The sequence below is a fragment of the Coprococcus comes ATCC 27758 genome (assembly GCF_025149785.1).
Classification (GTDB): Bacteria; Bacillota; Clostridia; order Lachnospirales; family Lachnospiraceae; genus Allocoprococcus; species Allocoprococcus comes.
Genome location: NZ_CP102277.1, coordinates 1,328,804 through 1,347,602 on the forward strand (window position 1 = coordinate 1,328,804; position 18,799 = coordinate 1,347,602).

Annotated in this window: 22 protein-coding genes and 1 pseudogene; 22 read left to right on the plus strand and 1 reads right to left on the minus strand. The window is 43.3% G+C overall.

Annotated elements, in window-relative coordinates; genetic code table 11:
* Positions 1-5: 5 nt before the first annotated feature.
* The 11 genes from NQ556_RS06505 to NQ556_RS06555 all read left to right on the plus strand — a co-directional run bounded on the left by NQ556_RS06505 (position 6) and on the right by NQ556_RS06555 (position 6,656).
* On the plus strand, positions 6-617 hold the full coding sequence (locus NQ556_RS06505) for a VanZ family protein (protein ID WP_008369157.1): 612 nt from the start codon (positions 6-8) through the stop codon (positions 615-617).
* Between the two features lie 154 nt (positions 618-771).
* On the plus strand, positions 772-1,470 hold the full coding sequence (locus tag NQ556_RS06510; protein ID WP_195368117.1) for a hypothetical protein: 699 nt from the start codon (positions 772-774) through the stop codon (positions 1,468-1,470).
* 5 nt (positions 1,471-1,475) lie between these two features.
* Positions 1,476-1,967, plus strand: coding sequence for a hypothetical protein (locus NQ556_RS06515; protein ID WP_147574903.1), 492 nt, complete (start codon positions 1,476-1,478; stop codon positions 1,965-1,967).
* A gap of 74 nt (positions 1,968-2,041) precedes the next feature.
* Positions 2,042-2,203 (plus strand): hypothetical protein, encoded by a 162-nt coding sequence (locus NQ556_RS06520; protein WP_243269664.1) that lies wholly within the window; start codon positions 2,042-2,044, stop codon positions 2,201-2,203.
* A gap of 9 nt (positions 2,204-2,212) precedes the next feature.
* Positions 2,213-2,374 (plus strand): hypothetical protein, encoded by a 162-nt coding sequence (locus NQ556_RS06525; protein ID WP_008369152.1) that lies wholly within the window; start codon positions 2,213-2,215, stop codon positions 2,372-2,374.
* Between the two features lie 120 nt (positions 2,375-2,494).
* Positions 2,495-2,878, plus strand: a complete 384-nt coding sequence (gene gloA2, locus NQ556_RS06530) for an SMU1112c/YaeR family gloxylase I-like metalloprotein (protein ID WP_008369151.1) — start codon at positions 2,495-2,497, stop codon at positions 2,876-2,878.
* A gap of 1 nt (position 2,879) precedes the next feature.
* Complete coding sequence (locus tag NQ556_RS06535; protein WP_044998581.1) at positions 2,880-3,257, plus strand: hypothetical protein; 378 nt, start codon at positions 2,880-2,882, stop codon at positions 3,255-3,257.
* A 153-nt stretch (positions 3,258-3,410) separates the two neighbouring features.
* Positions 3,411-4,955 carry an IS21 family transposase gene (istA, locus tag NQ556_RS06540; protein WP_008369149.1) on the plus strand — a complete coding sequence of 515 codons (1,545 nt, stop codon included), beginning with the start codon at positions 3,411-3,413 and terminating at the stop codon, positions 4,953-4,955.
* The gene (gene istB, locus NQ556_RS06545; protein WP_008369148.1) at positions 4,952-5,728 is read left to right on the plus strand and encodes an IS21-like element helper ATPase IstB; all 777 of its coding nucleotides are present in this window, start codon (positions 4,952-4,954) and stop codon (positions 5,726-5,728) included. Before istA ends, istB begins: the two co-directional genes overlap by 4 nt.
* A 130-nt stretch (positions 5,729-5,858) precedes the next feature.
* Complete coding sequence (locus tag NQ556_RS06550) at positions 5,859-6,248, plus strand: hypothetical protein (protein WP_008372402.1); 390 nt, start codon at positions 5,859-5,861, stop codon at positions 6,246-6,248.
* Positions 6,249-6,332: 84 nt separating this feature from the next.
* Complete coding sequence (locus tag NQ556_RS06555) at positions 6,333-6,656, plus strand: hypothetical protein (protein WP_147574861.1); 324 nt, start codon at positions 6,333-6,335, stop codon at positions 6,654-6,656.
* On the opposite strand, the pseudogene NQ556_RS16660 reads toward NQ556_RS06555, so the two are convergent.
* Positions 6,631-6,951: pseudogene (locus NQ556_RS16660) on the minus strand (ATP-binding protein); the annotation flags it as partial. The gene NQ556_RS06555 and the pseudogene NQ556_RS16660 overlap by 26 nt on opposite strands.
* Positions 6,952-7,117: 166 nt before the next feature.
* On the opposite strand from NQ556_RS16660, the gene NQ556_RS06565 reads away from it, so the two are divergent.
* The 11 genes from NQ556_RS06565 (at position 7,118) to NQ556_RS06615 (ending at position 18,769) form a co-directional block, all read left to right on the plus strand.
* A complete protein-coding gene (locus NQ556_RS06565; protein ID WP_008372396.1) occupies positions 7,118-8,515 on the plus strand; it encodes an ATP-binding protein in 1,398 nt (465 codons plus the stop codon).
* A gap of 401 nt (positions 8,516-8,916) precedes the next feature.
* Positions 8,917-9,579 carry a hypothetical protein gene (locus tag NQ556_RS06570; protein WP_008372394.1) on the plus strand — a complete coding sequence of 221 codons (663 nt, stop codon included), beginning with the start codon at positions 8,917-8,919 and terminating at the stop codon, positions 9,577-9,579.
* A gap of 29 nt (positions 9,580-9,608) precedes the next feature.
* Positions 9,609-10,529 (plus strand): glycoside hydrolase family 25 protein, encoded by a 921-nt coding sequence (locus NQ556_RS06575; RefSeq protein ID WP_243426640.1) that lies wholly within the window; start codon positions 9,609-9,611, stop codon positions 10,527-10,529.
* Positions 10,530-10,624: 95 nt separating this feature from the next.
* On the plus strand, positions 10,625-12,142 hold the full coding sequence (locus NQ556_RS06580) for a Y-family DNA polymerase (RefSeq protein ID WP_008372390.1): 1,518 nt from the start codon (positions 10,625-10,627) through the stop codon (positions 12,140-12,142).
* Entirely contained in the window at positions 12,139-12,558 is a 420-nt protein-coding gene (locus NQ556_RS06585) for a hypothetical protein (RefSeq protein WP_008372387.1), read from the plus strand. Before NQ556_RS06580 ends, NQ556_RS06585 begins: the two co-directional genes overlap by 4 nt.
* A 73-nt stretch (positions 12,559-12,631) precedes the next feature.
* Entirely contained in the window at positions 12,632-13,678 is a 1,047-nt protein-coding gene (hydE, locus tag NQ556_RS06590) for a [FeFe] hydrogenase H-cluster radical SAM maturase HydE (protein ID WP_008372385.1), read from the plus strand.
* Positions 13,679-14,344: 666 nt separating this feature from the next.
* Entirely contained in the window at positions 14,345-15,775 is a 1,431-nt protein-coding gene (locus tag NQ556_RS06595; protein WP_008372380.1) for a DUF512 domain-containing protein, read from the plus strand.
* A 1-nt stretch (position 15,776) separates the two neighbouring features.
* A complete protein-coding gene (locus NQ556_RS06600; RefSeq protein ID WP_044998986.1) occupies positions 15,777-16,451 on the plus strand; it encodes a YoaK family protein in 675 nt (224 codons plus the stop codon).
* Positions 16,442-17,116 carry a tRNA (N6-threonylcarbamoyladenosine(37)-N6)-methyltransferase TrmO gene (gene tsaA / locus NQ556_RS06605; RefSeq protein WP_008372376.1) on the plus strand — a complete coding sequence of 225 codons (675 nt, stop codon included), beginning with the start codon at positions 16,442-16,444 and terminating at the stop codon, positions 17,114-17,116. The genes NQ556_RS06600 and tsaA overlap by 10 nt, the downstream gene beginning before the upstream one ends.
* Positions 17,113-18,048 carry a tRNA dihydrouridine synthase gene (locus tag NQ556_RS06610; protein WP_008372374.1) on the plus strand — a complete coding sequence of 312 codons (936 nt, stop codon included), beginning with the start codon at positions 17,113-17,115 and terminating at the stop codon, positions 18,046-18,048. Before tsaA ends, NQ556_RS06610 begins: the two co-directional genes overlap by 4 nt.
* A 199-nt stretch (positions 18,049-18,247) precedes the next feature.
* Positions 18,248-18,769 (plus strand): CarD family transcriptional regulator, encoded by a 522-nt coding sequence (locus NQ556_RS06615; protein WP_008372373.1) that lies wholly within the window; start codon positions 18,248-18,250, stop codon positions 18,767-18,769.
* Positions 18,770-18,799 lie beyond the last annotated feature (30 nt).

Here is an 18,799-nt window from a genome sequence, read left to right on the forward strand (position 1 = left end):
CAGCGATGAAAGAAACGATTGATTTACTCGGAAAGATCATCACAAACATCCTGACTGCTCTCTATGAGCCATTTGGATTTTCACTCCTGCTTTCCTTCCTTGCCATGTTTTTCTACCTGTATGCGTATGAACCTTCCGCAGCAGGTAAAGGATGGAAGAGTGCCATAGTGACATGGTATCAGAAATTCAAAGAGAGTGTATTCTTTCGGAAGCTGTTTCTATTGGCGTTCGTGACTTCACTTATTCTATTCCGAACTCTGTTAAATCGCGATTTGTGGATGAATCCATTATCCAAAGTCATGGGCGGTTGGGGCATCTGGGAGACTGTGAACGGCGAACAGAAGTTGACCACCGAGTGTATCGAGAACGTAATCATGATGATGCCATTCTCAGCAGTAGTGATGTGGTCATTCGAAGAAATGATAGGAAACGGCTGGAAGAAGATACTGTGGTATAGCGGGAAGATAGCAGTTATCTTTTCTGTAAGTATTGAGACGCTACAATTATTGCTTCGCTTGGGTACATTCCAGCTATCAGACATCTTCTATAACACAGTCGGCGGAGTGCTAGGCGGCGTGTGTTACTGTGGAATCATGAAGGTAAGAAAGCGTCTGTAAAACTGAATGAAATTGTGATATGCAGGGAGCGGAAGCTCCCTGTGCTGCTCGAATGAATCACACACCTCTTTGTGGTGAGTAGCAGGCAACGATCTAAGAATCAGGGATCCGGTGATCGGCTGAGATGTGAAGGAATTGAGAGGAGGAATAGCTCATGCATGTGTATAAAGAACTCAGTTTTGTTGGAAATAAACCGGGATTAGACAGCTTGGCAAAAAATATATATACTGTGTTTCCTATGAATTGGATTAAGCCAAAACGTAATCAGATGTTGAAAGATTATATTCTTGCTGATTATGTTGGAGATCAAGCTCCTCATGCTGAAGTCTCAATTTATTATGGAAAAGATACCTGGCGTGACGGATATGTTAAGGTTTGTAATATTGTTCCACTACAAAAGAACCAACTAACTATTGAGGAATATAATCAGTTACTTGATTTGTTTTATAATGATATAGCTAAAGTGTATGGTCAAACACATGATGATATTAAAGTTGTCGGACCGTCATCGGGTCGTTTTAACCCACTTGATTATATTTCTGAATCGGCACTAAATAAATTAACTTTATTTTGTAATGCTGCAAATAAGTCTACTGGTTCATCGCATCCTTGTGATGAGGAACGTTGGTTTGATTTTATCTGTCAGACAGTGGATGATGGAAGAGTATTTGATTATGATACCTTGTCTAAATTTTTACAAGATGAGGAGTATTGGGGAAAGAAGGAAAAAGAATTTTTAGGTGTAATTGGACAGTTTGCATGGAGTGAAGAGAATGCGGAGGAACTTGCATCTGAGTACGATAACTATGTTCGGATTCTTCAGTACTATAAGAAAACAAGACTGGGAGAATAATGGGCATGTTGGATGTTGTTTTGACAATTATTAACGTGATACTTGCAGTTGTTTCCGCTCTTGGAGCATGGAATTCAATTAAATATTTTCGGAAAAGCAAGAATCTTACAATTTTTGCACAGACAAACAAAGCATTAGTTGAAGTACAAAAAATGTTAATAAAGTTACCAGAAGCATTGTCTGCTTCAAATTCTTCGAGACGGGGAAAGAAAGGACTTAGCTTACATAATACTTTATGCGATATCGGACAGGAACTTAATGCAAATTTGACTGAAATCAATTCAAATATACCAACAGAATATTCAGATGCGATTCGTCAATTACAGAATAAGGATGGATTTAACTTGCAGGCCTATATTAATTCGTATATTAGTGGCGAGGCAGTACAGAACAATGGTATTGATTCAGATGATTTCAATGTTTGTCAGGCGAGGCTTTTGGAAATACAAGACTATCTGAAAAAAGCGGCACTGGAAACAGAAGAGAAATTGAAATAAAAATACACCAGAAGTTATATTCGCTGATTACAGTGCTATACTTAAACAACTATAAAAGGAAAGAGGTTATCACCATGCCCAGAACGAAAGGCAGCAAAAACCGTCCCAAAACCAATACTACCAAAGACTACGCATTCCAGATTGCGGAGAAGCAAGAGACTATTGCGTCTCTGAATACCGAGATCGCATCCATCCAGAAAGCGATCGAAGAGCAGAAGAACACACTGAAAGAGTAGAAGACTGCTTTGAAGAAGACCGAAAAAGAAGTGGCATCCTTGGAAGCAAAGAAGGCAAAGGCAGATGCTAAGGCCGCTGGAGAAGCTAAGAAGATCGAAGCCGAGAGTGTGGTTAAGAAATTATTAGCCAGCGGCATGAGTGCGGATGAGATTCTCGAAAAATTGAAATAAGATCGGCCGTGTGGACAAACTGAACTCCAGAAGTTCACACGGTATTTTTTGAAGGCTGCTATATAGTTTATAACGGAAATAAAAGAAGAACAAAAATAAAAGAAATGGAGCGTGAAAAAAATGAACTTATCTAAAATACACCACATCGCGATCATCGTATCCGACTACGAAGTCGCAAAGGAGTTCTATGTGAACAAGCTGGGCTTCTCTGTTATCAGAGAAAACTACCGTCCAGAGCGTAAAGATTGGAAGCTAGATCTGCGTGTTAACGAAAACACAGAGCTGGAGATTTTCGCTGAGGAAAATCCTCCGAAGCGTGTGAACCGCCCGGAGGCCTGTGGGCTGCGTCATCTTGCGTTCTGCGTTGATAGCGTGGAACAGACGGTGAAAGAACTAGCAGAGGTTGGGATTGAATGTGAGCCAATCCGTGTTGACGATTATACCGGCAAGAAGATGACTTTCTTCCATGACCCGGATGGACTGCCACTGGAGCTACATGAGTAAAATGAAGAAAACAAGAAAACCAGGCGGCGGCCGGAAGAAGCTGAAGCCGGAGTACGATGCCGGGAAGAATCTGAAAGAGCAGATGGAAAGTGCTGTGGCACTTTATGATTCTGAGATGTCCTTGCAGGCCATCGGCGAAGAACTGGGATTAAATCCAATCAAAGTAAGAAAGCTGCTCATCACGGCCGGTGTGTATGAATCTGAAGTGGCGGAGAAGGTGCAAGCTACCTTTCAAGAATACCGTGAAACACAAGACTACAAAACCTCCATACTCTCAACTGCAAACACTCTGAAACTTTCCAAAGCCTCCGTCACCTCGTACTTGCCATATCGGAAAGGTGTGTACTTCACAAGCACAGCAGAAAAAGGGAAGATCTGATTATTCCGGGGCTCTCTGAGCCACCTGTCCGGACTTTGAGAGCCATATATTCCGGTAATTCAGAGCCACCTTATTGGGCTCTATTACATATATTTCCTTTATACTGTAAAGACACACCCTTGGTGTGAATACAGATAAAGGAGGTCGTAAGTTATGACCAAGTATCGTGAAATCCTACGCTTGAAAAGCTTAGGATTCAGTGAGAGGAACATCGCACAGAGTTGCGGTGTATCCAGAAACACAGTCGCCAAGGTTTTGAAAAAAGCAGCGGAAATCAATCTTTCATGGCCGCTGGATTTTGACATGACCGACAGTGCACTAGAGGAGCTGATGTTTCCTAAAGATAAGTCGGCAACGAATAAACGTATGCCAAACTTTAACTACATCCGCAAAGAACTTCTGCGGAACGGCGTAAACAAAAAGCTTCTCTGGGTAGAATACTGTGAGGAGTGCCGCATGAACAGCGAAGAGCCTCTAATGTATTCTCAGTTCTGCTACTACATCCAGAAGGATGAAGAAAAACGCAGGGCTACCATGCATATCCCTAGAAAACCAGGTGAACAGATTGAAGTTGACTGGGCAGGTGACCCTGCTCACATCATTGATCCGGACACCGGAGAAATAACAGATGCATGGATATTTGTAGGTGTATTAACTTACAGTCAGTATGCTTTTGTAAAAGCATATATGAATGAGAAAACTGACAACTGGATCAAAGCTCATATCCAGATGTTTGATTTCTTTGGCGGTGTCACACCTATGCTCGTTTCTGATAACTGCACAACCGCAGTGAATCATAAAAAGAGTGACTGGTACAACACTGCCTTAAACACAACTTATCATGAGATGGCAGAACATTACAATCTTGCCATCCTTCCGGCCAGAGTCCGGAAACCCAAAGATAAACCGAATGTAGAGGGATCGGTAGGAAAGATATCCACATGGATAACAGCAGCCCTTCGCAATGAACAGTTTTTCTCTCTTGCAGAATTGAATGCTTCAATCCGTGAAAAACTGGATGCCTACAACGCCCGTAAATTCCAGAAAAAGGAATGTAGCAGACTCAGTTTATTTCTTGGGGAAGAAATGCCATTACTGGCTCCGTTGCCTGCTACACCTTTTGAACTGGCTGAGTGGAAACAAGCCACCGTCCAGTTTAACTATCACATCGCAGTAGACAGAATGTTCTACTCCGTGCCTTATCAGTATATCAAAAATAAAGTTGATGTGCGTATAACAGATACAACGGTTGAAATATTTTATAATCACAATCGTATTGCCTCTCACAGACGACTCTATGGAAGAAGCAGTCAGTATTCTACAGTGACAGAACATATGCCGCAGGAACACCAGAAATATCTGGAATGGAACGGTGACCGGTTCCGTAAGTGGGCTGATTCGATTGGAATTAACACAAGTAAGGTTGTCGATGCAATACTTACCTCCGGCAGGATTGAACAGCAATCCTACAGAAGCTGCATGGGATTACTGAAACTGGCAGAAAAATATTCGCCAGAAAAGCTGGAACAGGTCTGCGCTAAGGCGCTCTCTTATTCCGGTAAACCCAGCTATAAAAGTATCAAAAATCTATTGGTTGCAACAAAGGATGCACCTGATACCGAATCAGAATCATCTCAAGTAGAAAAACCACACGGCATAACCAGAGGAGCCAAATACTATGGAGGTAAACAATCATGACAAATCAAAGTACAATCGATAAACTTATTGAAATGCGTCTGACTGCTATGGCAGATGCATTCCGCATCCAGATGGATGATCCTGCAATGAAGGAAGTTCCATTCGAAGATCGCTTCGGTATGCTTGTTGATGTCGAGTATAGCAACCGTAAAAACAATCGTCTGAAAAGGCTGATCCGCCAGGCTGAGTTTGAACAGCCAGATGCCAGCATCGCAGCGATCGATTACCATTCTGGACGAAAGCTGAACAAAGCACTAATCAACCGTCTGGCAACCTGTGAATACATTACAGAATACCGGAACATCTTTATTACTGGAGCAACCGGAAGTGGTAAAACTTATATGGCCTGTGCCTTTGGCATGGAAGCATGCAAGCACTATTACTCAGTACGGTATGTACGGCTTCCTGATCTATTATTGGACTTACAGGCTGCCAGGGACAATGGAACTTTCTCGAATGTCCTGAAGAAATATACCAAGCCAATAGTACTGATCCTTGATGAGTGGCTGCTTCTTAAACTGACCGAAGCTGAAGCCAGAAATCTTTTTGAACTGATACATAAAAGACGTAAAAAATCTTCAACAATCTTTTGTTCTCAGTTCCGTGAAAGTGAATGGTACCAGCAAATCTGTGATGGTGAAAGTACTCTTGCCGATGCTATCATGGATCGTATTTCGTATGATTCCTATAAAATCGATATTGAAAGTGTTGACCCAGCTAAAGACCTCTCTATGAGAGAAGTATATGGACTGGATCCAGCAATGGCAAAGTAACTTAATAAACAAACTGAGGTGGCTCCGTTAGTCCGGACAGGTGGCTCTCGCCACACCGGACTGGCGGCTCTGCCGCACCGTAATATTCAAGATCAGTGTCGGAGCAGAGCGGCAGCGGAGATACAGAACAATGAAGCGGTGGAGGGCCGATCCGACAGAAGAAAACTTCTGGGGTGTGGTTCTGGCCTATACTGGAGTAAAATTTAAGACCTACTCCGGGTTGCCATTCTCTTACGAAATTAAAAAAGGCAGGAATGGAGCGTACACGAAAGAGCTGTGGATCGACCGCCGGGAGAAGAGTAAAAGTCTGGCGTGGAGTTCAGTGCTGCTGGCACTGAAGAATATTAAAGAAGAAGTAGTAGAGAGACCCAAAGCTCTGGGCGATATTCGAGGCGTGACCTACATATACGGAATGTTCTATCGGTTCGGGCTAATCGATGTGCCGGACGAAGTGAAGGAGAAGATGGGTCATCCGAAAAACCGCAAAAAACAGGTTGCTATGTACAGAAGTGTGCGGTAATATGTGCCATAACTGAGGATGTGAATTTCAGTTGGAAAGGATGGCAGCATTATAGAAAAATTGAAGGAAATGCTGGAGAAGTATTTGAAGAAAACGGAACCGGAGTATTATCCGCCAGTGGAGAATCTGCTGGATCTGATCTGCGAGCATTACACGGAGAACAACCCAGTAGAGAAAAACACAGTTGCCGGGAAAGCAGCAAAGGCCAAGGAAAAGGAGCTGGAAGAGTGGCTGAGAGGGCTGGATGGAATGGATAGGCTCGTAGATGACTACGTCGGAGATAAGATTCCGCTTTGGGAGAAGATCATGGACCGACAGGGAACGGTGTGCTGTGCATGGGAAAAGACCGCTTTTGAGGAAGGCCTGAAAGTAGGAATTCGGCTCATGATGGAAGTGTATAGTTTGTGATGGAAATAAAGTGAACAAGAAGATCATAACCGGCCATCTTGTTTGAATACTCATAGTAATTATCTTCACTATGCGCATGGGCGGATTCTTGAAGCAGATAATTCGCACGGATATATTTAACAGTCCTCATTTGATGTAGTGCTGTGACGCAAAGTGCACATGCAACATGCGTTTTGCCAGCTCCTGCTCCACCTGTAATCAAAAGATTGTTCGGTTCATCGACCCAATCACCTTTAGCCAGTAATTCAATGACATGTGTGTTTAACTGCCTCTCTGGATCATAAAGAGAACTATCAAGGTCAGCTGCCGGATATTTTTGTGTTGCAAGTCAGTCGGACTTTGATCGATTCTAAAGGTTCGACTTATTTTACTTGACTTTGCAGACTATCTGATTTATTTTACTCGTAAAGAAGTAACTTACGAGTTACTAACTCACGAGTATAATTATTGGAGGTGAGCAGATGAGTCAATTCTATTGCCGTGAGGATGAGCTGCGGAAACTGAATAAACGGTACGCAGGTGATAAGTTTGAGTGCATTGTCATCTACGGCAGACGGCGTGTTGGTAAAACGGCACTGATCAACGAGTTCTGCAAAGATAAGCCTACCATTTTCTTTTCTGCATTGAACACGACAGGAAAGGAAAATCTGGAAGCTCTCTCAAAGTCGATTATGAGTTTTGAGCGGCCGGATATGGAGACTGCACCGGAGTTCAGGTCCTATGATGCAGCTTTGGATGAGCTGACAGCACTTTCAAAGGAAAAGAGGATTGTCTTTGTCATTGATGAGTATCCTTATCTTGCAAAAGCAAAACCAGCTATTTCAGCGATGCTGCAGCACATCATCGACCACAAATGGACAGAGTCCAAGATGTACCTGATTCTTTGCGGCTCCTCTATGAGCTTCATGGAGAGTCAGGTGCTTGGCAAGGAAAGTCCGTTGTATGGCAGACGTACTAGCCAGTTTAAGATTGAGCCGCTAGACTATAAAGAAACCGCTGTGTTCCACCCAAATCTGTCTGCAGAAGACAATTCCCTGATTTATGGAATCACGGGAGGAGTTCCCCACTATATCAATAAGTTGGATGTGCGAGATAGTGTGGATGAAGCTCTGTTGGATAATTTCTTTGACCGCTCCAGCTATCTGTATGAGGAACCGGGAAACTTACTGAAGCAGGAACTCCGGGAGCCGGCCATTTATAATGCAATCATTAAAGCGATTGCAGAAGGTGCTTCCCGGATGAACGATATCAAGATGAAGGTCGGCGAGGAAAACTCGGTCGTATCGAAGTACCTGAAAACGCTGATCGACCTTGGCATTGCTAAGAAAGAAACACCGATTACAGAAAAACTGGGTAAGAAAACCATCTATCTGCTGGCTGATAACTTCTTCCGTTTCTGGTATCGGTTTGTGCCAATCAATATGAGTGCCATTGACTCTGACAGAATTGCAAAGACCTATCCACACGCTGTAAAACAGTATCTTCCTGATTACATGGGTCTAATTTATGAGAAGATGTGTCAGGATTACCTGCTCTATTATTCGGATAGTCTTCCTATTGAGCTGAGTGAAATCGGCCAGTGGTGGGGGACAGACCCGAAGAAGAAAAAGCAGATACAGATTGATATCGTCGGAACTCCTGTTGAGGGCAAAGACTATATCATCGGTTCATGCAAATACCGGAATGAGAAAATCGGTGTGGATGAACTCGATTTGATTCGGGATTATGCCTCAGTTTTTGGAAAGGGCAACAACTATCACTACTATATCTTCTCGAAAGGCGGATTCACAGATGAACTTCTTCAGGCACAAGAGCGAGGTGAAGTTCGGCTGATAACGTTGGAAGACCTTTACAAGTAAAAATTCTAATCAACCCTGCAGGTGAAAGCTGGCAGGGTATTTTTATATCCATTTTTAGTCTGTCTGCTCGGTGCAGATGGGCTTTTCTTATGCCTGCGAGGAGGTGGTTACGCAAATAGCATCCAGAATCCAGGGCATTCTCTGGACTTAAATCCAATCAAAATAAGAAAACTGCTCATCACGACAGGTGTGTACTTCCCAAGTACAGCAGCCAAATTATTCTGCTGTTCAAGCAAAGGTAAACGAACTTTTACATTAGTAACCTGATAGAAACAAAAGAGTGACAAACACATCAGAAAGCCTTACAATATAGGAAACACAGTTATCTTGGAACTATTAAAACAGTAATTTGGATTATAAATTACAGTATAATTAAAGATTATGGAGAATAATAAACAGCTATGTCGATTAAAGAACGAGAAGAGTTTTTATTTCAAAAATTAAGAGAAAAAGATGCCAGTATTGTAGCCGATGGAGTGATCTGCGAGCAGGTATTTTTAAATGCCAGATATAAGATCGTATATATCTTAAAAGAAGTAAATGGCGGAAAAAGCTGGGACCTGCGGGATTTTGTTTATGAGGGTGGAAGACCACAGACATGGGATAATATTGCACGCTGGACGGAAGGAATTCTGTCCTGGGAAAAAGAATTTCCGTGGTCTGAGATGGAGACGGACAATGAACAGAGACGCTTGAGGGAGTTGAAGAAAATAGCAGCGGTCAATTTGAAGAAAACTTCTGGTGGACATACTTCAAATAATGGTGAAATTTACAGGGCAGCAGTTGATCATCATGACATTATCAAGGAGCAGATTGATTTGTATAAAGCAGACTTTATTATTTGCTGTGGCACGGAGTATGCTTTTATGGATGCATGTTATAAGGACAGAGAAGTTGACTGGAAAATGACTTCAAGGGGAATCTGGTATTTCAGAGATGGCAAATCTGTTGTCATCTCATTTTCGCATCCGGAAGCAAGAGTGAAAGATGCGTATTTGTTTTATGCACTGACGGATGCGGTGAAGGAGATTATGCGTTGTGAAAAGTTTGAAGAACAACTATAAGGAGTATAAGAAAAAAGAAAAAGCCTTTTGTGGCGGTTTGGTGTGATAAAAGTGCCGGAAAATACAGTGAAGAAAATGGAGATCAGATGAGAAGAGGAAAATGGATTATTTTCGGAATGTTAGTAGCTTTGCTTGCAGGATGTTCTGGAAAGAAAACAGCAGAAACTTCTGCGGATGCAAAAAATGCGGAAAGTACAGATGAGAAAAATACGCTTGATTTTGTAGATGCACACGGAGAGCATTATACGGTAGAAATCAATGAAGCAGTTGCGAAGAATCCGTATGATAAAGCACTTTTTGTAAAAAATGAAAATAAGATGAGTTATGAGGATAAGAAATATACTTCAAGGCTGGGCGTAGATGTATCTGTTTTTCAGGGAGATATTGACTGGGAGCAGGTGAAAGCAGCAGGCTATGAGTTCGCAATTTTGCGGATCGGATATCGTGGCTATGGTGAAGAAGGTACGTTAAATGCAGACGAGAAGTTTGAACAGAATCTGGAAAATGCCCGAAAAGCTGGAATAGATGTGGGTGTTTATTTTTTCTCGCAGGCGGTAAATGAAGAAGAGGCAAAGGAAGAGGCTGATTTTGTTCTGGAACATTTGAAAGGGCAGGAGCTTCAGATGCCGGTTGTGTACGATCCAGAGCATATTCTGGAAGACGAAGCACGGACGGATGGTGTAACGGGAGAACAATTTACCCAAAATGCGAAGGTATTTTGTAAAGAAATAGAAAAAGCCGGTTATGATGCCATGATTTACAGCAATATGCTGTGGGAAGCGTATGAACTGGATCTGGAAAAGCTGTTGGATTATCCGGTCTGGTATGCAGATTATGAAGAACTTCCGCAGACGCCGTATAGGTTCAGTATGTGGCAGTATTCCAGTACAGGAAGCGTGCCGGGGATTGAAGGAAATGTGGATCTGAATATCCAACTGCTTAAAAAATAAAAAATTTATAGTTGTAATCTTGTGGTCGGCGAAAAAATATAGTATAATCGAAAAAAGAACATATGTTCTCTTGAAAATGTTAGGAGGTGCGGCGAATGCCGGAGCAGACACGCAGTTATGTAGCAATTGATCTGAAATCTTTCTATGCTTCGGTGGAGTGCAAGGAACGGAATTTGGATCCGCTTACGACGAATCTGGTTGTAGCCGATCCGGAGAGGACAACGAAGACGATCTGTCTTGCTGTTTCTCCTGCGCTGAAAGCATATGGAATTCCGGGAAGGGCAAGACTTTTTGAGGTTGTCCGGAAGGTGAAGGAGATCAACGACGAGCGAAAGCGGAAAAATGGAGGACATGAATTTACCGGGCAATCCTGTGACACCGGGGAATTAAAGGCAGACCGAAGCTTTGCACTGGATTATATCACGGCGGTTCCGAGGATGGCACTCTATATGAAGTACAGCACCCGGATTTATGACATTTACCTGAAGTATGTTGCACCGGAAGACATACATGTCTATTCAATCGATGAGGTTTTTATGGATGTTACCGATTATCTGCATACTTACCGGCTGACACCGGAAGAACTTGCAGGAAAGATAATGCGGGAAATCTATGAGCAGACCGGGATTACGGCGACAGCTGGAATTGGTACGAATCTGTATCTGGCGAAGATTGCGATGGATATCATGGCAAAGCATAGCGAACCGGATGAGAATGGTTTCCGGTTTGCAAGTCTGGATGAGATGAGTTATCGCAGATCTTTGTGGAATCACAGACCGCTTACGGATTTTTGGCGTGTGGGAAGAGGCTATGCGAAAAAGCTGGAACAATGTGGATTGTATACCATGGGAGATATTGCCAGATGCTCGGTTGGAAAAGAGAATGAATTTTATAACGAAGAGCTTTTGTATAAAATGTTCGGTGTGAATGCAGAACTTCTGATCGATCATGCCTGGGGGTGGGAACCGTGTACGATTGCAGATGTAAAAGCGTATCAGCCGGAGCATAACAGTGTTGGTGCAGGACAAGTACTACATTGCCCGTATGATGCCCAAAAGGCGAAAATTGTGGTTAAAGAGATGCTGGACCTTTTGACGCTTGATCTTGTAGAAAAGCATCTGGTTACGGATCAGATCGTGCTGACTGTCGGATATGATATCGAGAATCTGACAAGTGGAAAAGGTTATACAGGGGAGGTGACAGTGGACCGGTATGGAAGAAAGATTCCAAAGCATGCACATGGAACAGCGAATCTACGAGAGTATACAGCTTCTGCGAGAATGATAACGGATGCAGTGATGGAACTGTATGACCGGATTGTGAATCCGCATTTAATGGTGCGGCGGATTTCGATGGCAGCGAATCACGTATTGGATGAAAAGAAAGCGGCAGATAAGACAGAATTTCGGCAACTGGATCTGTTTACTGATTTTACCGGAGGCAATGAAAAGAAGCAGCAGGATGAGAAGCTTGAACGGGAGAAGAAGATGCAGGAGGCAGTGCTTTCGATTAAGAAGAAGTATGGGAAGAATGCAATTCTGAAGGGACTTAATTTTCAGGAAGGAGCCACTACCAAAGCGCGGAATGAGCAGATCGGAGGGCATAAGGCATGACAGGATATGAGGATATCATTCATTTAGCGCATCATGTATCGGTCAGACATCCGCAGATGTCAAGGGAGGACAGAGCGGCGCAGTTTGCCCCGTTTGCAGCGCTGACCGGACATAAAGATGCAATCAGGGAGACCGAAAGACTGACCGAGCGGAAACGCAGACTTAGTGAGGATTGCAGACAGATACTGGATCTGTATTTACGGGAAGTATGCCAGAGTCAGGAACCACGGGAAGTGGATTTTGAATATTTTGTACCGGATCAGAAAAAGGAAGGTGGCTCCTATCAGAAAAAGTCCGGATGTATCCGGAGGATTGACACTTATCTGAATGAAATCGTATTACAGAGTGGAGACCGGATTCCGCTTGATGAAATCGTAGACATTGATGGAGTGATTGCCGCAGCTGACGAAGTGTGATAGAATAAATTTTATAATTTCATGGACAAATGCCCATAAATTCAGAAAAGATACAGAAAACCAGGCAGGGAGAATGGAAAGAATGAAACCAGTTTACGAAAGATTCATCGAAAATCCGGATTTTACGAAACCGGATTTTGTCGAATTGATAAAATGCGCAGAAGATCCGGAGGCAGTCCGGAGATTGAAAGAGGAAGCAGTCCGTATCCGGGAGATTTATTACGGGAAAAAGGTATTTACCAGAGGGCTGATCGAATATACCAATTATTGTAAGAATGACTGCTATTATTGCGGAATCCGTAAGAGTAATACGAATGCAAAGCGCTACCGTCTGACAGAGGATGAGATCATGGCATGCTGTGAGAATGGGTATGAGCTTGGATTCCGGACGTTTGTGCTACAGGGCGGAGAAGATGCTTATTATACGGATGACCGGATGGTAGCGATTATTAAAAAAATCAAGGAGGCATATCCGGAATGTGCGCTGACGCTGTCGATTGGTGAGAAGTCTTATGAGAGTTATAAAAGATTCCGGGAAGCCGGAGCGGATCGTTACCTGCTTCGCCATGAAACGGCGAATGAGGAGCATTACCGGAAGCTACATCCGGAGAAAATGAGTCTCGCAGTCCGGAAGAATTGTCTGTATGATCTGAAGAAGCTTGGTTATCAGGTGGGGGCTGGCATGATGGTTGGTTCACCTTATCAGACGACAGAAGATCTGGCAGAAGACCTGGTATTCTTGAAAGAATTGCAGCCGGAGATGGTGGGAATCGGACCGTTTATCCCACATCATGATACGCAGTTTGCAAAAGAACCGGCAGGAAGTGTGGAGATGACACTGTTTTTGCTCGCTGTGATCCGAATCCTGCTGCCGAAGGTACTTCTTCCGGCAACGACAGCACTTGGTACGATGGATCCGCTTGGAAGAGAGAAAGGGCTGCAGGCAGGAGCCAATGTCGTGATGCCGAACCTTTCTCCGGTGAAGAACCGGAAGCAGTATGAGCTTTATGACAACAAGATCTGTACCGGTGAAGAGGCAGCAGAATGTCGCGGATGTATGGGGAGACGAGTAGCAAGTGTCGGATATGAGCTGGTGACAGAGCGTGGGGATGCAGTGTAGAATCGAACGGATTTTCTGTAAAAAATCACTAAAATCCTGTTTCTGATTTTAAACAGATATTACAAAGAAGAAAATTTATTTTGAATAATTAAAAGGAATTCGGAGAAAGAAAACATTTTTCGATACATTTCGGTGGATTTCGCAAGCTGTCAAACCGGTATTTTTAGTAGCAAAAGAATCTCCCTTTTTACCACTAGGAAAGTACACCGCAGATATGCTACTATATAGAAGTCGACAATACTTATACGCGTAAGAATAGGAGGAACTTGATTTAGCCGTTTCTAATAAAAGACCGCAAGCCTTTCTTGTAACATGCGGTATCAGAAGTAGAATATTTTATTTTGAAGCATATGGAAATTGTATATAGATAACCATATATACAAACCGGACACCGGGGAATGGAACCGTAAAAGGTTTCGTTCCCCGGTGTTTGGTTGGAGAATGAAAGGTATCGTTTGAATTTATGGGTGAATTTTTGTTTCAGGCTTCTGTTTCAGGCTTCTGAATTTTATCCCTACCGAAATTTACAGTTTTATGGTATGATGAAAAAGTATGTAATCATTGCAGAAAAAGTCGTTTATGATAAAAATATGAGGATTACATGAAAGAGGAAGCTAGCCTGGAAAAGGTCTTGTTTCCGATTCCGAATTTTGGGAGGAATATAATTTGAGTAAGAAAAATGAGTATCAGGGACATCTGATCCGTGAGGTTTACCCGGATTCAATTGCCGAGGCGATGGAGATCGAGCCGGGAGATGTCCTTCTACGAATAAACAACCAGAAAATAGAGGACGTTTTTGATTATCGTTACATGATCAAGGATGAGTATGTAGAAGTGCTGATCCGCAAGCCGGACGGGGAAGAATGGCTTCTGGAGATCGAGAAAGAGTATGATGATGACCTTGGCGTAGAATTTGAAAATGGTCTGATGAGCGACTACCGTTCCTGCAGCAACAAGTGTATTTTCTGTTTTATCGACCAGATGCCGCCGGGAATGCGTGAGACCTTGTATTTTAAAGATGATGATTCCCGTCTGTCTTTCCTGCAGGGCAATTATATTACCCTGACGAATATGAAGCAGAAAGATGTGGACCGTATTATCGAGATGCAGCTTGCGCCGATCAATATTTCTGTGCAGACAACGAACCCGGAGCTGCGCTGCAAGATGCTCCACAATCGTTTCGCCGGAGAAAAGCTGAAATTCCTGGATGATCTGTATGCCGGACATGTGGAGATGAATGGGCAGATCGTACTGTGCAAGGGAGTTAATGATAAGGATGAGCTGAAGCGTTCTATCGAAGATCTGATGAAGTATCTGCCGTTTATGAGGAGTGTGTCAGTGGTTCCGGCAGGACTTTCCAAGTACAGGGAGGGACTTTATCCACTGGAGCTTTTTGATAAAGAAGAAGCGGAAGAGGTCATTGATCTGATCGAGAGCTATCAGAAGAAGGCGTATGACGAGTTTGGACTTCATTTTATCCATGCAAGTGACGAGTGGTATATTCTTGCAGAGCGGGATTTCCCAGAGGAAGGACGTTATGACGGATATATCCAGCTGGAAAATGGTGTTGGCATGATGCGGCTTTTACGGGATGAATTTTACCATGCCTTTGAAGAGCTTCAGAAAAGTGAAGAATATCCAAAGTTAAAAGAAGGGATCGCACGGACATTTACCATTGCGACTGCAAAGCTTGCGTATCCGACAATTCAGGAATTTGCAGACAGGATCACGGAAGCATTCCCAAAAGTAAAGATCACGGTTGCCTGCATCCGGAATGATTTCTTTGGTGAGACGATCACTGTATCCGGTCTGATTACCGGACAGGATCTGGTGGCACAGTTAAAAGAGAGAAAAGAAGCAGGAGAGGATCTGGGAGATACTCTGCAGATTCCGATCAATATGCTGCGAAGCGGAGAAGAGGTCTTTCTGGATGATCTGACGGTGCAGGACGTGGAAGCGGCACTTGGCATGACGGTGAAGGCAGTGGAGTCCGGTGGTAAGGATTTTCTTGACGCGGCACTGAATTTGGATTATCATACAGAACGAAACAATGAGAATTTTGTATACATCAAAGCATACGATAGGGAGGATGAGTAACTTGAAATTTTCAAAACAGATGTCAGAATCAATTAAACTTGGTGTGATCCTTGCGATTGCCGGTGGATTTATGGATGCCTATTCCTATATGTGCAGAGGAAAAGTATTTGCCAATGCACAAACCGGAAATATTCTGCTTCTTGGAATCAATATTTCAGAGAGAAACTGGCATATGGCACTCCACTATCTGGTTCCGGTGCTGGCATTTGCCATTGGAATCGCCCTTGCGGATCTGGTGAAAATACGGACGAAAGATCTGACACTTCTGCACTGGAGACAGATTTCGGTATTCTGTGAGGCAGTGATCCTGCTGAGTGTCAGCTTTATCCCACAGGATTTTAATCTGGTGGCGAATGCACTCACGTCCCTTGCGTGTGGGATTCAGGTGGAAAGCTTCCGCAAAATCCATGGAAACGGAATTGCAACCACCATGTGCATCGGAAACTTACGAAGTGCGACCCAGCATATGTGCAGTTATGCGAACACGAAAGATAAAGAATATATCAAGAAAGGACTTTTGTACTATGGAATCATCTTCTTCTTTGTGATCGGTGCAATTATCGGAAATGCCTGTGTGGAAATGTTTGCTGAAAAGGCACTTCTGATCGCTTCTGCAATTCTGGCAGTTGCTTTTGTGATGATGTTTGTTGATGGAGAAAAAGAACAATGCAAATAAAGCAGATCGCGTATATAAGATCTGATTTTGTGGAGAAATTCGGGATTCCGCGACAGAGTAATCTTGCGGATACCCGGGCAGAAATCCATTTTCTGCCGGAATATCAGAATGCGGATGCACTGCGGGAAATCGAGGCGTATGATTATCTGTGGCTGATCTGGGAATTTTCGGAATCTATCCGGGATACCTGGAGCCCGACGGTACGTCCACCGCGGCTTGGTGGTAACAGACGGGTGGGAGTTTTTGCCACCCGTTCTCCATTTCGCCCGAATCCGATCGGACTTTCTTCCGTAAAGCTTACTGGGGTGGAATTCCGGGAAAAAGAAGGTCCGGTGCTGATCGTGGAAGGTGCGGATCTTCTGGATATGACGCCGATCTACGATATCAAGCCCTACCTTCCATACGTGGATAGCCACCCGGAGGCAAAAGGCGGTTTCGCGGAAGAAAAGAAAGATTATAAATTGGATGTGAATTTCCCGGAAATGTATTTGGAACAGATTCCGGCTGAAAAAAGAGCAGCACTGATTCAGATCCTGGAGCAGGATCCGAGACCTTCTTATCAAAAGGATCCAGTCCGGATTTACGGCATGTCTTACGCGGGAATGGAAATTCATTTCCGAGTAGACAAAGAAACACTTTATGTGACGGAGGTAGAAAGGTCATGAAAATCTATCTGGCGCCAATGGAGGGCATTACAGGTGAGGTATACCGCAGGGCGTATCACACCTTTTTTGAACCAATGGATAAATATTTTACACCATTTTTAAATCCAAACCCGAAAGGCAAATTCAGCAGACAGGAATGGAATGAGATCCTTCCGGAGAATAATGAGGGCATGTATACTGTTCCGCAGATCCTGACCAACCGCGCCGAGGATTTCATCCGCCTAGCCCGGCAGTTGAAAGAATTCGGATATGAAGAAGTCAATCTGAATCTCGGCTGCCCCTCCAAAACAGTCGTCAACCGGAAAAGGGGATCCGGTTTTTTGTTTTATCCCGATGAACTGAATCATTTCCTTGCCGAAGTTTTCGATCAACTCGATATGAAAATCTCTATCAAAACAAGAAGCGGTAAATATGATCAGGAAGAGTTCGAAGAGCTTCTGGATATCTATAACCAATATCCTCTGGAAGAACTGATCCTTCACCCAAGAGTCCAGCAGGATTACTACAAAAACAAACCCGACTGGATCACTTTTGCCTACGCCTGCCGGAACAGCATAAATCCTCTGGTCTACAATGGAGACATTTTTTGTGCGGAAGACTACAAAATTTTCCAGGAGAAATTTCCCGAAGCAGAATGCATCATGCTCGGAAGAGGAATTCTGATGAACCCATTTCTTCCGGCAGTTATAAAAGGGAAATCTACATTTGACACCAAGAAGATTGCTACATTCTGCGATCATCTTCTTGATGCCTATATCGAAAAATCTCCAGAAGAAAAAAACGCAGTAGTCAAAATGAAAGAACTCTGGTGGTATCTTGGCAAAAACTTTAAAAACAGCGAAGAATATCTGACGCAAATCCGCAAAAGCCAGACCATCCGGGAATACCGGATGGCGGTTGAATGTTTATTGAAAGAGTGCCCATATGAATAAAGCGTATCTTCAAGAAACACCTTCCACTTGGGACGCATCTTGCGACAAAATCCCCCTATTTTCTAGTAAAATTGCATAAAACCACAGGCGTTAGCTTTGACTAAGATTCACAAAAATCTGAAAAACATTAGAATTTAAACTAATTTTCTGATAAAATAAAGAAGTAGAGATTCGGCAAGTTTAAGAAAGAAGGAAGAAAATGTACGAAGTAGGAGATTTGATTGTTTATGGCCGGACAGGAATTTGTGAAGTGACTGAAATTACGACGCTGAAAATGGATGGAGTGCCGAAGGACAAACTGTATTATATTCTGAGACCGGTACGTGAAAAGCGTGGAAAAGTATTTACACCGGTAGACAATGAAAAAATTGTCATGCGAAGAGTCATTTCCAAAGAAGAAGCAGAAGAATTGATCCGTGAGATTCCACAGATCGAAGGACTCTGGATCGGAAGCGAGAAGCAGAGAGAGGAAAAGTACAAGGAATGCATGAAAAGCTGCAAATGTGCAGAATGGGTGCGGATCATCAAGACCCTTTATCAGCGGAAGATGTCCCGCCTGAAGCAGGGAAAGAAGATCACGGCGACTGACGAGCGTTATCTGAGGATGGCAGAAGGCAACTTGTATTCGGAGCTTTCCATAGCACTTGGAATTCCGGAGAGCGGAATGGAAGACTATATCATGAATCAAATAAATGAGACAGAGGAACCGGTGCTTTGCTGATGCAAGGAACCGGTTCTTCCGGGTATAATG